Below are 13,003 nucleotides of genomic sequence, written 5' to 3' on the forward strand. Positions count from 1 at the left end.
CAGAGGCTCATTTGTCAGGTATGCGTCTTGCCCGCTATACAGTGGGTGCTCGGGCCGGATATTACTCGACTTGGAGGTGGATTTGGACAAGATATTTATCGATGAGGTGGTTGCCGAGATGCACACCATCCAGGACATGTTGCGCTGGGCCATGAGTCGTTTCAACGACGCCGGGATCTTCTACGGACATGGTACCGACAACGCCTGGGATGAGGCCGTGCAGCTGGTACTGCCCGCGCTACATCTGCCGCCGGACGCGGATCCCGGCATGCGCCATTCCCGTCTGACCACCAGCGAGCGTCATCGCATCGCCGAGCTCATCATTCGCCGCGTGCAAGAACGCGTGCCGGCCGCCTACCTGACCAACAAGGCCTGGTATGCCGGTTGGGAGTTCTACGTGGACGAGCGGGTGCTGATCCCGCGCTCTCCCATCGCTGAGATGGTGGCCAACCGCTTCGCCCCCTTCCTCAAGCATGAGCCGACCCGGATCATGGATCTCTGTACCGGTTCCGGTTGCATCGCCATCATCATGGCCCACGAATTCCCGGATGCGGAAGTGGACGCCATCGACATCAGCGTGGATGCGCTGAACGTGGCCGAGCGCAACATCACCGATCACGGTCTGGAGCAGCAGGTCATTCCGATCCGCTCCGATCTGATGCGCGATCTGCCCGCCGGTGACAAGTACGATCTCATCGTCTCCAACCCGCCCTATGTGGACTCCGAAGACATGTCGGATCTGCCGGAAGAGTTTCGTCACGAGCCGGAACTGGCGCTGGCCTCCGGCTCCGATGGCCTCAAGCTCACCAAGCGTCTGCTGGCCAATGCTGCCGACTTCCTCAAGGATGATGGCGTGCTGGTGGTCGAGGTGGGCAACAGCATGATCCACCTGGAAGCCCAGTTCCCGGAAGTGCCCTTTACCTGGGTCGAATTCGAGAACGGCGGTCACGGCGTGTTCGTGATGACCAAGGCCGAACTGGAGCAGTACCAGGATCATTTCGCGATTTACAAGAGCTAAGCAGGAGCACTCATGGCAGGGAACAGTTTTGGCCAACTCTTTCGGGTCACCACCTTTGGCGAGAGCCATGGCCTGGCGCTGGGCGCCGTGGTCGATGGTTGCCCGCCCGGACTCGAGATAAGCGAAGCGGATCTGCAGATAGACCTGGATCGGCGCAAGCCGGGTACTTCCCGCTACACAACGCCGCGGCGCGAGCCGGATGAGGTGAAGATCCTCTCCGGTGTGTTCGAGGGCAGGACCACAGGCACCTCCATCGGGCTGCTTATCGAGAATACCGATCAGCGTTCCAAGGATTACTCCGACATCAAGGACGTATTTCGTCCGGGCCATGCGGATTACACCTACCACCAGAAATATGGTCAGCGGGATTATCGGGGGGGCGGTCGCTCCTCCGCCCGTGAAACTGCCATGCGGGTGGCGGCGGGTGCCATTGCCAAGAAGTACCTCAAGCAGATGCATGGCATCGAGATCACCGGCTTTCTCTCACAGCTCGGCCCCATCAAGGCGGAAGGCTTTGACGCGGCGCAAATTGAGCAGAACCCCTTCTTCTTCCCCGATGCGGGTAAGCTGGAGGCGCTCGATCAGTACATGCGCGATCTGAAAAAAGAGGGCAACAGTGTCGGTGCCAAGGTCCAGGTCATCGCGACCAAGGTGCCTGTGGGCCTCGGCGAGCCAGTCTTCGATCGCCTTGACGCCGACATCGCCCACGCCATGATGGGCATCAATGCGGTGAAAGGGGTGGAGATAGGCGACGGTTTCGCGGTGGTGGAGCAAAAAGGCTCCGAACATCGCGACGAGATGACCCCGGCCGGCTTTGCCAGCAACCATGCGGGTGGCATTCTGGGCGGTATCTCGTCGGGTCAGGACATAGTGGTGAGCATGGCGCTCAAGCCTACCTCCAGCATTACCGTGCCGGGCAAGACCATCAATACCGAAGGCGAAGCCATAGAGATGATCACCAAGGGGCGCCACGATCCTTGTGTTGGCATTCGCGCCGTGCCCATCGCCGAAGCCATGCTGGCGCTGGTGTTGATGGATCACCTGCTGCGCCATCGTGCCCAGAATCAGGGTGTGCTGACCCAGACGCCGCAGCTGCGCTGATCGGTTTTTCGAATGCCCGGCTGATCCGGGTGTACGATCAAGATGCACTGTCAAGAACAGAGCGAGAAGGCGACCTCAGGGTCGCCTTCTTTATGGGTTTGTGTTTAATGCTTAGCGACTGTCAGCCTGGCTGGGGTTGTGCAGATGCTGGCCGAGGGATTGCTTCGCCCTCTGGATTGCCAAAGCGACAGGGAGGCGGGGCAAAGCGAATGTTTGGCGGGGGCAGGGTGGCGATGGCCTCATTGACTCGAGCTATCTCGGCCTCGCTTACTGCCTCTTTGGCAAACATCAGGCTGACTGGCTGGTGGTGCAGCAACAACTGACAGCTGATAACCTTCTCGGCCCCCAGCTGTGTCAGGCGATAGCGTGCGTATTGCCACTCCATGATGACCCCGTCCAGACGGCGGGCCAGCAACAGATCGATCAACCTGTCGTCGGCGTTGTATTCGGTGGCGCTCTTGAGGGCAGGGCAGTCCTCCATCTGCTGGGTGGGGCGGGTGCCGCGCAGCTTGCCCAGGCGTAGTGCTGTCTGCTGGCACAAGTCGGGGAGGCTCTGGATACGCTGCCAGGGATTGGCATGGCCCGGTATGGGGTTGTTGCTCAAGAGCACGAAGGTGCTGCGCCGGTAGGGGACAGAGAAACGCGCGAACTGGCGTCGCTCCGGCGTATCGAGTGCTCCCATGGCCAAGTCCAGCTGTTGCAGCTCGATGAGATGCAGGGCGCGGGCCCAGGGCAGATTGCGAAAACGCGTCTCCAGCCCCGCTTGCCTGAGGATCTGGCTGGTCAGGGTGACGTCCAGCCCATCCAGGGTGCCTTGTGGATTGATGTAGCTAAAAGGGGGCCAGTGATTCCAGGCGACCGTCAAAGGGGGCTTGGCGCCAAGGGGCAGACTTGCCCCCAGCACTATGAGCAGCAGGGCAACGGGTCGCCATGCCCTGTGGATGCGTGTGATATGAACTGCCATGAGCCTGAACCTCCTTGTTCCGGTACTGAGATGATGGTCGCATCTTATCTGGCATCCAGCATAGCTTGATTCGAATGAGTTCTGAGGTGGGCGGGCTGAATAGGACGCTGACCCACTTTTTGGGTTTGTGCTGGGATGAATATCACATTTTTCTCGTTTATCCACAGCAACTCCGTTAGACTGCGCCTCTATTCTTTCCCCTTTGCTCTGCTCCCCGGGGAAATCGTTGTTTTCTCAATAGGCCCAGTTCTTGTGAGATGGCATCGGCTCAGCAGAGGAGCCCCACCACAAATCCCCGGCGCCACTATCCCTAGCAGGTAATTATGAGTTTTTCTTCCCTCGGTCTGGCCGAACCCTTGTTGCGTGCCGTTGCCGAGCAAGGCTACGACACCCCGTCTCCCATTCAGCTGCAAGCGATCCCCGCCGTTCTGGCTGGCCGCGACCTGATGGCGGCGGCCCAAACAGGGACTGGCAAGACCGCAGGCTTTACCCTGCCGATGCTGCAGCGTCTGATGGAGAGCAAGCGCAAGGTTTCTCCGAACCGTATTCGCGCTCTGGTACTGACCCCGACCCGTGAGCTGGCTGCCCAGGTGGGCGAGAGCGTGCGTAATTACGGCAAACATTTGCCGATGCGCAGCCATGTAGTGTTTGGCGGCGTCAGCATCAATCCGCAGATGATGGCGACTCGCCGTGGTCTGGACGTGCTGGTGGCCTGCCCGGGCCGCCTGATGGACCTCTACAACCAGAATGCTGTCAAGTTCGACGAAGTCGAAATACTGGTGCTGGACGAAGCGGATCGCATGCTCGACATGGGCTTTATCCGCGATATCCGCAAGATCCTGGCCCTGATGCCCAAGCAGCGTCAGAACCTGCTCTTCTCCGCCACCTTCGCCGAAGAGATCCGCGAGTTGGCCACCGGCCTGCTCAACAATCCGGCCGTGATCGAAGTGGCGCCGCGCAACAGCACGGCCGAGCGTATCGAGCAGCTGGTGCACCCGTGCGACAAGGCCAACAAGATAGGTCTGCTGAGCCATCTGGTCACCAGCAATGACTGGCAGCAGGTACTGGTCTTCACCCGTACCAAGCACATGGCCAACCGTGTTGCCGAGACCCTCGACAAGAACGGCGTCAGCGCCGCCGCCATCCATGGCAACAAGAGCCAGGGTGCCCGTACCCGTGCCCTGGCCGGTTTCAAGGATGGTAACGTCAAGGTGCTGGTGGCGACCGACATCGCCGCCCGTGGTCTGGACATCGACAAGTTGCCGCAAGTGGTCAACTTCGAGCTGCCCAACGTGGCGGAAGACTATGTTCACCGTATCGGTCGTACCGGTCGTGCCGGTGCAGCCGGTCACGCCATCTCCCTGGTCGCAGCCGACGAAGGCAAGCTTATCAAGGCCATCGAGCGTCTGACCAAGCAGAACATACCGTGCGAGCAGGTGGCCGGTTTTGAAGCCTCCCGCGAAACCCTGGACAACATTGCCCGTGGTATCGGCGCGCCCCTGCGCAAAGAGCCTCGTGACCCGAGCGAGCCGCGCCGTGCAGCGCCGCGTCCGCAAGGTCAAGGCCAGCGTCAGGGCGCCGGTCGCTCTGCCAATGGTGGCAACGCTGGCGGTGCTCGCACCGGCAACAGTGGCAAGCCCAAACCGCAAGGTGCGCAGCGTCCGGTTGATGCTGCTGGCAAACCGGCCCAGGCTCGTCGCCCCCGTCGCGCTACCCACAACCAGTAAGCAGGTGAGGGGACACCCTCACGCTGCATTGGTTGATGTAAAAAGCCCTGCCAATCCGGCAGGGCTTTTGTCATTTCTGGCGGGCAGTTTATTGCCGCGTTTCGTCTCGATATCACTCCCCATACAGCTTGATCTCCAGCACATTGGCGATGGCACTGCCATTCCAGTGGTACTCCAGATGCTGGGCCTGATGGATCCGGGTAATGAGACAGGGGCGGTAGAGTACATGGCAATTGTGGCCGCTGTGACGCACCGAGCGGTAGTGGATGCCATCCACCCCCCGGGTTTTCTGCTCCAGGGCAAAGACTTGAGACTGGCTATAGCTGGTGGCGTGATAGAGAGGGGTGGAGAGAAATGCGTCCCCTGTGATATCGACCAAGTTGGCACTGAACTCGGCACAGAGCACCCGCATCTGCACTTTCTGGGCTGGTTCTCCGGTGTAGCCGAAGATCCGCTCCTGATGGTAGACAGTCTCCTTGACGGCGGTATCGAGCAAGGGGGCACAGTAATAGCCACTGAAATCGCCCGTGGTAAAACGGGCCCCTTCCGGATTGATATGGGTAAAGGCGGCCATCACATAGCTGCCCCCGTGCAAGCCCACCAGCCAATCTGCCCTGGGGACGCGAGACAAGTCTCCTGCCTCCTCCCGCAACCTGTCGTTGGTCAGTGCCTCTATGGCCCATACCGCCTCCAGTTCGTCCGCATTGGCCACATCTTCATAGACACAGATAGTGGGGTAGCGGCTCGGAATAATCCGGTAGGCCCGCTCTCCCTTGAATGGGATCAGTGGCGGCTCCTGCATCAGGCCATACCCCCGCGCCAGGCGTGCAATCGGGTTGCCACTTCATAGAGATCCGCCACCCGACCACCCTTCATGATCTCCATCGCGCTGCGGCCGGCAAAGAAGGGGTGGCTGTTGGGCTTGCGTACCCAGCCATAGATGCTGTCATCGGCGCTGAACAGCACCCTCAGGCTCTTGTGGATGTTGAGGAGGTAGCTCATCCGCTCCTGCATATCCACGCTGAGGCGGATCCCGCCGTTTGACTCCTTGTATTTGTTCAATGTTGAACGTGATGAAATGCCGAGCAGTGTCAGTTGTTCATCAGTGTTGCACTGCCACTTGTCCAGGATGCGGAATACCACAGGCAGCGCCTTGCTGGGGTCTATGGCGCCTTCTTTCATTGCTTTTTGTGCTGTTGCGGCCATATCTCCTCCTTGTATTGTTCACGCCGGATAAGAGAGCATGAAGGGTTAATCTGCACTCAGTGTAGAAGACTTGTACATATGTGTACATATCTGCGTGGTTGGTGATGAATATGTACGTCGATGTGTGTGCTGAAGAGAGCGGTATGACGGGGCTAAGTGATACCGACCACGATAAGGAGTCATCATTGGGTTTTACTGTACCCCTGCTGGCAAAAAGCCCCGCCAACTGGGTTGGCGGGGCTTTCGTTATCCATCATGGGGCGAGGGTTACAGAGCTGGCAGTAATCCCAGGCTGACACTCACCTGTACGCCGACGATCAGCACCCCCATGGCACCGGCAAGGCCCAGGGCCAGTACGCCACCCGGGGCGCGGTAGTGGTGCGCCTCTGCCTGTTTGCGGCTCTGCCACACCAGGGTGACCGGCAGCAGTACCGCCAGTACCGCCAGTGCAATGGCGGCGTAGCCCAGTGCCATGATGAAGCCTTGCGGGAAGTAGAGGGCAAACAACAGGGGCGGCACGAAGGTGATAAGCCCGGTCTGGCTGCGGCCCTGCCAGTTGTCCTTGCGACGAGTCACTTTGGCCATGAAATCAAACAGCCCAAGGGTCACGCCGAGGAAAGAGGTCGCCAACGCCAGATCGGCAAACAGGTGCATCGCCTGATTAAACGCAGGCCAGCTCACCAGATTGCCGACGCTGGCCAGGAGGCTGTCGAGCGCGCCGCCGGTCTGGATCAGGGTTTGCTGACCGAGCAGCCCCAAAATGGCCACTTGCCACAGCACGTAGAGGATGAGCGGCAGGGCGGAGCCCCAGACAAAGACCCGGCGCAGCTGCTTGGGGCAATCCCCCAGATAAAGCATGACGCTCGGGATGGAGCCGTGAAAGCCGAACGAGGTGAAGATGACGGGCAAGCCTGCCAGCAGCAACCCCTGGCCGAGCGGCAGGGAGAGCAGGTGCTGCCCTTCTGCACGGGGCAGCAGCAGCCCCAGTACCGCCACCATGATCACCAGTTTGACGGTGAACATCAGTCGATTGAGGTAATCCACCGAGCGGGTACCGACGCAGACCATGCCACCGAACAGCAAGGTAAAGGCCCAGGCAGCCTGCTCCTGGCTAATGGTCATGCCCGCATCGTCCAGCGCCTGGGCCAGCAGGCTGCTGCCGCCACTGATGTAGGCGGAGGCCAGGGAGTAAAACAGCATCAGGATACAAAAAGAGGCGATGCCCTTGCCCCAGGGGCCGAGCAGGTGATCCGCCAGCTGGTGCAGGTACCATTTGCCGGTGTTGAGGCTGGCTTCCACCTGCAACATGGCGGTGAAGGCCATCAGGGCCCAGAGCCCTATCATCAGCAGCAAAGTGGCTGGGCCACCCAGAGATGAGGAAGCCAGCGGCAGGGCCAGCATGCCGGCGCCTATGGTGGTGCCGGCAATCAACAGGGTACAACCCAGGGTTTTGGTGTTCATTGTGTCCATCCGGATCGAGAAACTGCGTGTTCATAAAGAGTGAAAGTGGCGGTGTCATCAAGACGCCTCCGGGGTTGAAACCGGAGGCTAGCAATATCGGAGTGGACGCATCGTTACGAAAAACCCGTTGGTTGTAAAAGTTGGTTGCCAAGTTAACGGATCAAAATAGTGGAAACAAGCCTGTAAAGGCGGATTTTGTACTGGAAGGGAGCAATAGGTGGAAATAAAAGATGACAGCTCTATGTGCTGGGGAGTGAAAAGGGCTGACAAGCCAATGGATGGAAAACGCGCTGGCGAAGATCGCGGTCGCCGCCAGCGCGTGAGGGGGCTGCTTAGCGACGGCGTTTGAGGGTCCGGCTTACGTAGTGCAGCCCGCATTGGTACTCGCCATTGATGGCCTTGAGGGCGAGCTCCAGCGCCTGGCTGGCCAGTGCATCGTGTTGCTGGGGCAGGGAGTTGATGCCAAAGGGGAGGAAATCGAGCAGGCGATCGTCGCCGAAGGTGGCCATGGCGAGCTGGCTCATGTCGGTCTCTTGTTCCAGCAAATAATCCAGCACCCCCTCCATCAATATGTAGGAGGTGGCAACCAGCGCTTCGGGCAGCTGGCCGAGTTGCTGGTGAAGTCCCTTGATCAGGCGATAGCCCTCGACGCGGGAGAAATGTGCTCCTTCGCACAGGTGACGGGCCGTGGTGTGGCTGGCGACAGCCTGCTCGAAGCCCGCTTTTCGTTCCTGACTGATCGTGAGTGCTGGCAGTGCGGTGATCAAGGCGATGTGCTTGAGCGCCGGGGTGAGCAGGGAGGCGGTGAGATCAAAGCTCGCCTTCTGGTTTTCACTGGCGACGGTCACGAACTTGTCGGCGGCCATGGCCCGGTCGATGGCCAGCACATGGATGCCGCGCGCCTGCTGGCGCGGATAGAAGGGGTCGTCCGGCGGCAGGCAACTGGCCACCAGCAGGGCATCCACATGGCGACTGGCCAGCATCTCGGCCAGTTCTTTCTCGGTGGCGGGTTCATCTTCCGAGCAGACGATCAGCAGCTGATAACCCTGGGCTCGGGCCCCCTGTTCGAGGCGCTTGGCGAGTTTGGCATAACTGGCGTTCTCGAGGTCGGGCAGGATAAAGCCGAGGGTCTTGGTCTGGCCGCCGCGCAGGGAGGCGGCGCGGCTGTCAGGTTGGTAGTTGTGGGCGGTCACCACCGCCATCACTTTGTCACGTGTTGCCTGACTGATGCGGTATTGATCGGCCTTGCCATTGATCACATAGCTGGCCGTGGTGCGCGAGACACCGGCGAGGGCGGCGATTTCATCCAGTTTCATCATATCGGCTCTGTTTGAGTTGCAAGGCCCACGGTCACTGCCAGGTGAGGGCACCGAAAAGTGTGCGCGGGATCATATCATTGAAAAGCACTCTTTGCGGGTACTTGATCAATTGGCTGAAACGATTCAGTCTGAGTGTAAGTGAAACGATTCAGCTTGTCAGCAGACAATCGATGTCCGGGTATAAAAATGCGATACCGCTCCGGCGGGATGCAATCCGGTCTATTGTCAGCAGGCAAATTACCCGAATTTTCAATTGTATTGATCCGGTGAGCCGCACGGCCAGCCCGGAACCTGATGGAGAATATCTATGTTGAAGTTGGCACAGCAGCAGATTTTGCTGGGGCAGTCGGTGGCGACCAAGGCGGATGCTATCGCTCTGCTGGCAAGCAAACTGACCGAGGCCGGTCTGGTGGAAGCAGGTTATGTGGACGGCATGCTGGCGCGGGAAGCGCAGCACGCCACCTACCTTGGCAGCGGCATCGCCATTCCCCACGGCACCACGGACACCCGCCATCTGGTCAAGAGCACCGGCGTCATGGTGGCCCAGTTCCCCAAGGGGATCGAATGGGACGAGGGGCAGATCGCCTATGTGGCCATCGGCATCGCCGCCAAATCCGACGAGCATCTGGGTATTTTGCGCCAGCTTACCCATGTACTGGGTGACGAGCAGGCGGCCGAGGCCCTTAAAAATGCCACCGATGCCGACACCATCATCAATATCCTGACCGGGGCCACGACCGCCAAAGAGGTGCAGTTCCTGACCCTGGCCGACTTCCCGGCCGATGATCGCGACCAGCTGCTGCTTGGCGCCGCCGCCCGCGCCAAATCCGCCGGTTGGGGGGAGGCCGCCATGGTCAGCTCACTGCTGGCAAGTGACCCTGCCTATCTGGGGGAGGGCGTCTGGCTGGCCCGTACGCAGGCGGCCCAGACCGGCTGGGTCGTGGCGACCCCGAGCGCGCAGTTGCAGGCAGGGGAACTGCCGGTCAGTGCCTTGCTGCTGCTGTGCGCCGCCGATGCCAGCCATCTGCCGCAGCTGGACAATCTGGCCAAACTGGCCGCCGCAGGCCAACTTGCGACGCTGGCTGGCGCCGAGGGTCTTGCCATGTTGCAAGCAGGGCCGGCGAGCGGCCTGTCTGATACCTTCACCATCATCAACCCCCATGGCTTGCACGCCCGTCCGGGCGCCATGCTGGTCAAGGTGGCCAAGGAGTTCGAATCCGACATTCGCGTTGCCAACCTCGATGGCAGCGGTGAAGCCGTCTCCGCCAAGAGCCTGATGAAGGTGATCGGCCTTGGGGTCAAGTGCGGTCATCGCCTGGCATTTCGCGCAGAAGGGGCGGATGCCGAAGCGGCCCTCAAGGGCATTGGTGCCGCCATTGCCGCAGGCCTGGGTGAGGGGGCGCACTGATGGATATCGTCACCATCACCCTCAACCCAGCGCTGGATCTCACCACCCGCCTGGGCGCCATGGCCCTTGGTGAAGTGAACCTGGTGAGCGAAGCCAATTTGCGCGCCGCAGGCAAGGGGATCAACGTTGCCATGGTGCTCAAAGACTTGGGCCGTGACGTCGGGCTGACCGGCTGGCTCGGCGCTGACAATCAGCAGAGCTTCGTCTCGCTGTTTGCCGAGCGAGCCCTGGATGATCACTTCGTGCGCGTGGCGGGCAATACCCGCATCAACGTCAAGATCTCCGAGCAATCTGGCAGGGTCACCGACCTCAACTTGCCGGGGCTCGTCATTGACGAGTGTGAAGTGAAGGCCCTTGAGGCCGCGATTGACGAGTTGGCACCACAGGCAGACTGGTTTGTGCTGGCGGGCAGTCTGCCCAAAGGGGTGGCGCCTGACTATTGCGCCCGCCTCATTACCTTGCTCAAGGCCAAAGGCAAGCAGGTGATCTTCGATTGCAGCGGCGTGGCTCTGAAAGAGGGCATCAAGGCTGCACCGACTCTGATCAAGCCCAATCTGGAAGAGCTGAGCCAGTGGGCCGGTCGTCCCATCAAGACCCTGAGCGAGCAGGCCGAGTGTGCCCGCGAGCTGCAGGCTCAGGGGATAGCCCATGTGGTGATCTCCAACGGTGCAGATGGCCTCGTCTGGTTTGGTCCGGATGCCACCTGGCAGGCCATACCACCCCGTATGCAGGTCGTCAGTACCGTCGGTGCTGGTGACTCCCTGGTAGCGGGGCTGGCCCATGGCCTCAGCCTCGGCTGGGCGCCGGAGCAGACCTTGCGTCTGGCCACCGCCGTTTCGGCGCTGGCAGTCAGTCAGGTGGCAGTCGGTTTTAGCGATATGAATGTGTTGACACCCTTACTCGAGCAGGTGCGTGTGCAACGTCTGGATGACCTTGCCCCCGCTCAACTCAATACCTATTCCCCTTCAATGGAAAACTCAGGAGATGCCCAATGAAAGCAATCTTGGTCACGGCTTGCCCGGCGGGCATTGCCACCAGCTTTCTCGTTGCTAAACGGATAGAACAACAGGCCAAACTGGCGGGTTGGGAGCTCACACTCGATGTTGGCTCCAGCGTACAACCGCGCCAGATCCCCTCAAAAGAGCAGATAGCCGCCGCTGACCTGATCCTGGTGGTGGCAAGTGCCCCCGTGGATCTCGCCGCCTACGATGGCAAGCGTCTCTATCAGGGGAGCATGGATCTCGCCTTGCAGGATCCGGCCGCCGTGCTCGACGCCGCCGCCAGTGGTGCCAGTGTCTATCATCATCAGGCTGCACCGGTTGCCGCCGCCCAGCCGGCCTCGGCCAAACGCATAGTCGCAGTCACCGCCTGTCCGACCGGGGTGGCTCACACCTTCATGTCCGCCGAAGCACTCGAGACCATGGCCAAGCAGCTGGGTTACCAGATCCGTGTCGAGACTCAAGGCTCGGTCGGTGCCCAGAATGCCCTGACCGCGGACGAAATCGCCGCTGCCGATCTGGTGTTCCTCGCCACCGACATCGAAGTGGACATGACCCGTTTCGATGGCAAGCAGGTGTATCGCACCAGTACCGGTGCTGCGCTGAAGAAGACCCGCGCCGAGCTAGACAAGGCGTGGCTGGAAGCCAAGGTCTATCGCCACAGTGGCGCCAGTCAGCCCAAGAAGGAGGAGAAGGCGGGCCCCTACAAGCACCTGCTGACCGGTGTCTCCTTCATGTTGCCCATGGTGGTGGCAGGTGGTCTCATCATTGCCATCTCCTTCATCTTTGGTATCGAAGCGTTCAAGGTGGAAGGTAGCCTGGCCGCCGCCTTGATGACGATTGGTGGTGCCTCAGCCTTCGCCCTGATGATCCCTGTGCTGGCCGGTTACATTGCCTACTCCATCGCCGATCGTCCGGGTCTGGCGCCAGGCATGATTGGCGGTATGCTGGCAAGCTCCCTGGGCGCCGGTTTCCTCGGCGGTATCGTCGCCGGTTTCCTGGCCGGTTACAGTGCCAAGTACCTGAGCGACAAGGTGCGCCTGCCGGTGACCCTGGAAGCGCTCAAGCCCATCCTCATCATCCCGCTGTTTGCCAGCCTGTTTACCGGTCTGGTGATGATCTACGTGGTGGGTGGTCCGGTTGCGGGCATCATGAGTGCCATGACAGAGTTCCTCAACAACATGGGCTCTGCCAACGCCGTGCTGCTGGGTGTCATCATAGGTGCCATGATGTGCTTCGACATGGGTGGTCCGGTCAACAAGGCGGCCTACGCCTTCGGTGTCGGACTGCTCGCCTCCAAAACCTATGCCCCCATGGCTGCCGTGATGGCCGCCGGTATGGTACCGGCACTGGGGATGGGGATCGCCACCTTCCTGGCGCGCGCCAAGTTCATCAAGACGGAGCAGGAAGCAGGCAAGGCCTCCTTCGTACTGGGTCTGTGCTTCATCTCCGAGGGAGCCATTCCGTTTGCTGCCAAGGATCCGATGCGCGTCATCCCGGCTTGTATGGCGGGTGGCGCCCTGACTGGCGCGCTCTCCATGTTGTTCGGCTGCGAGCTGGTTGCTCCTCACGGTGGTCTGTTCGTGCTCTTCATTCCGAACGCCATCAGCCACGTGTTCATGTATATCCTGGCCATAGCGGCAGGTTCCCTGGTGACAGGGGTTGGCTATGCCATGCTCAAGCGCGGCGAAGAGCAGGCCAAGCTGGCGACTACCTGACAACGTCAAGGGTGTAAATGACAAGGCGACCTGCGGGTCGCCTTGTCTGTTTCTGATGGGGGTAAACAAGCGGAAAGAAACGG

At 60.4% G+C, this 13,003-nt stretch carries 11 protein-coding genes; 6 read left to right on the plus strand and 5 right to left on the minus strand.

The genetic code is table 11. The features are described 5' to 3' along the window. Positions 1-82 precede the first annotated feature (82 nt). Together prmB and aroC are read left to right on the plus strand one after the other, a co-directional pair. Positions 83-1,018: a 50S ribosomal protein L3 N(5)-glutamine methyltransferase gene (gene prmB / locus ONZ54_RS11030; RefSeq protein WP_271788153.1), complete on the plus strand. Its 936-nt coding sequence runs from the start codon at positions 83-85 to the stop codon at positions 1,016-1,018. Positions 1,019-1,030: 12 nt separating this feature from the next. Next, the gene (gene aroC / locus ONZ54_RS11035; protein WP_021140549.1) at positions 1,031-2,119 is read left to right on the plus strand and encodes a chorismate synthase; all 1,089 of its coding nucleotides are present in this window, start codon (positions 1,031-1,033) and stop codon (positions 2,117-2,119) included. Between the two features lie 121 nt (positions 2,120-2,240). Here aroC and ONZ54_RS11040 read toward each other — a convergent pair whose 3' ends face one another. Continuing rightward, entirely contained in the window at positions 2,241-3,083 is an 843-nt protein-coding gene (locus tag ONZ54_RS11040; protein ID WP_059167739.1) for a substrate-binding periplasmic protein, read from the minus strand. A 323-nt stretch (positions 3,084-3,406) separates the two neighbouring features. On the opposite strand from ONZ54_RS11040, the gene ONZ54_RS11045 reads away from it, so the two are divergent. After that, positions 3,407-4,810, plus strand: a complete 1,404-nt coding sequence (locus ONZ54_RS11045) for a DEAD/DEAH box helicase (protein WP_058393941.1) — start codon at positions 3,407-3,409, stop codon at positions 4,808-4,810. A gap of 112 nt (positions 4,811-4,922) precedes the next feature. On the opposite strand, the gene ONZ54_RS11050 is transcribed toward ONZ54_RS11045, so the two are convergent. The 4 genes from ONZ54_RS11050 to cra all read right to left on the minus strand — a co-directional run bounded on the left by ONZ54_RS11050 (position 4,923) and on the right by cra (position 8,796). Then, positions 4,923-5,612, minus strand: coding sequence for an RES family NAD+ phosphorylase (locus tag ONZ54_RS11050; protein ID WP_271788154.1), 690 nt, complete (start codon positions 5,610-5,612; stop codon positions 4,923-4,925). Then, positions 5,612-6,016: an MbcA/ParS/Xre antitoxin family protein gene (locus ONZ54_RS11055; RefSeq protein ID WP_005315478.1), complete on the minus strand. Its 405-nt coding sequence runs from the start codon at positions 6,014-6,016 to the stop codon at positions 5,612-5,614. The genes ONZ54_RS11050 and ONZ54_RS11055 overlap by 1 nt, the downstream gene beginning before the upstream one ends. A 267-nt stretch (positions 6,017-6,283) precedes the next feature. Beyond that, positions 6,284-7,477, minus strand: coding sequence for an aromatic amino acid transport family protein (locus tag ONZ54_RS11060; RefSeq protein WP_087755666.1), 1,194 nt, complete (start codon positions 7,475-7,477; stop codon positions 6,284-6,286). 332 nt (positions 7,478-7,809) lie between these two features. After that, entirely contained in the window at positions 7,810-8,796 is a 987-nt protein-coding gene (cra, locus tag ONZ54_RS11065; RefSeq protein WP_165484249.1) for a catabolite repressor/activator, read from the minus strand. Between the two features lie 307 nt (positions 8,797-9,103). Between cra and fruB the strand changes: the two genes are divergently transcribed. From fruB to fruA, 3 genes are read left to right on the plus strand one after another with little or no spacing between them, the layout of a single operon-like run. Next, the gene (gene fruB / locus ONZ54_RS11070; RefSeq protein ID WP_271788155.1) at positions 9,104-10,204 is read left to right on the plus strand and encodes a fused PTS fructose transporter subunit IIA/HPr protein; all 1,101 of its coding nucleotides are present in this window, start codon (positions 9,104-9,106) and stop codon (positions 10,202-10,204) included. Continuing rightward, positions 10,204-11,199, plus strand: a complete 996-nt coding sequence (pfkB, locus tag ONZ54_RS11075; RefSeq protein ID WP_271788156.1) for a 1-phosphofructokinase — start codon at positions 10,204-10,206, stop codon at positions 11,197-11,199. Before fruB ends, pfkB begins: the two co-directional genes overlap by 1 nt. After that, positions 11,196-12,920 carry a PTS fructose transporter subunit IIBC gene (fruA, locus tag ONZ54_RS11080; RefSeq protein WP_017411671.1) on the plus strand — a complete coding sequence of 575 codons (1,725 nt, stop codon included), beginning with the start codon at positions 11,196-11,198 and terminating at the stop codon, positions 12,918-12,920. The genes pfkB and fruA overlap by 4 nt, the downstream gene beginning before the upstream one ends. The last annotated feature ends 83 nt before the right edge of the window (positions 12,921-13,003 follow it).

Origin of the sequence: Aeromonas salmonicida (assembly GCF_028355655.1) — a bacterium.
In the GTDB taxonomy this organism is placed as follows: domain Bacteria; phylum Pseudomonadota; class Gammaproteobacteria; order Enterobacterales; family Aeromonadaceae; genus Aeromonas; species Aeromonas salmonicida.

Excerpts from the sequence above, each read along its gene's own strand:
- aroC (WP_021140549.1), top strand. The coding sequence starts at position 1,031 with ATGGCAGGGAACAGTTTTGGCCAACTCTTTCGGGTCACCACCTTTGGC.
- ONZ54_RS11040 (WP_059167739.1), bottom strand. The coding sequence starts at position 3,083 with ATGGCAGTTCATATCACACGCATCCACAGGGCATGGCGACCCGTTGCC.
- ONZ54_RS11055 (WP_005315478.1), bottom strand. The coding sequence starts at position 6,016 with ATGGCCGCAACAGCACAAAAAGCAATGAAAGAAGGCGCCATAGACCCC.
- ONZ54_RS11050 (WP_271788154.1), bottom strand. The coding sequence starts at position 5,612 with ATGCAGGAGCCGCCACTGATCCCATTCAAGGGAGAGCGGGCCTACCGG.
- ONZ54_RS11045 (WP_058393941.1), top strand. The coding sequence starts at position 3,407 with ATGAGTTTTTCTTCCCTCGGTCTGGCCGAACCCTTGTTGCGTGCCGTT.
- pfkB (WP_271788156.1), top strand. The coding sequence starts at position 10,204 with ATGGATATCGTCACCATCACCCTCAACCCAGCGCTGGATCTCACCACC.
- ONZ54_RS11060 (WP_087755666.1), bottom strand. The coding sequence starts at position 7,477 with ATGAACACCAAAACCCTGGGTTGTACCCTGTTGATTGCCGGCACCACC.
- cra (WP_165484249.1), bottom strand. The coding sequence starts at position 8,796 with ATGATGAAACTGGATGAAATCGCCGCCCTCGCCGGTGTCTCGCGCACC.
- fruA (WP_017411671.1), top strand. The coding sequence starts at position 11,196 with ATGAAAGCAATCTTGGTCACGGCTTGCCCGGCGGGCATTGCCACCAGC.
- fruB (WP_271788155.1), top strand. The coding sequence starts at position 9,104 with ATGTTGAAGTTGGCACAGCAGCAGATTTTGCTGGGGCAGTCGGTGGCG.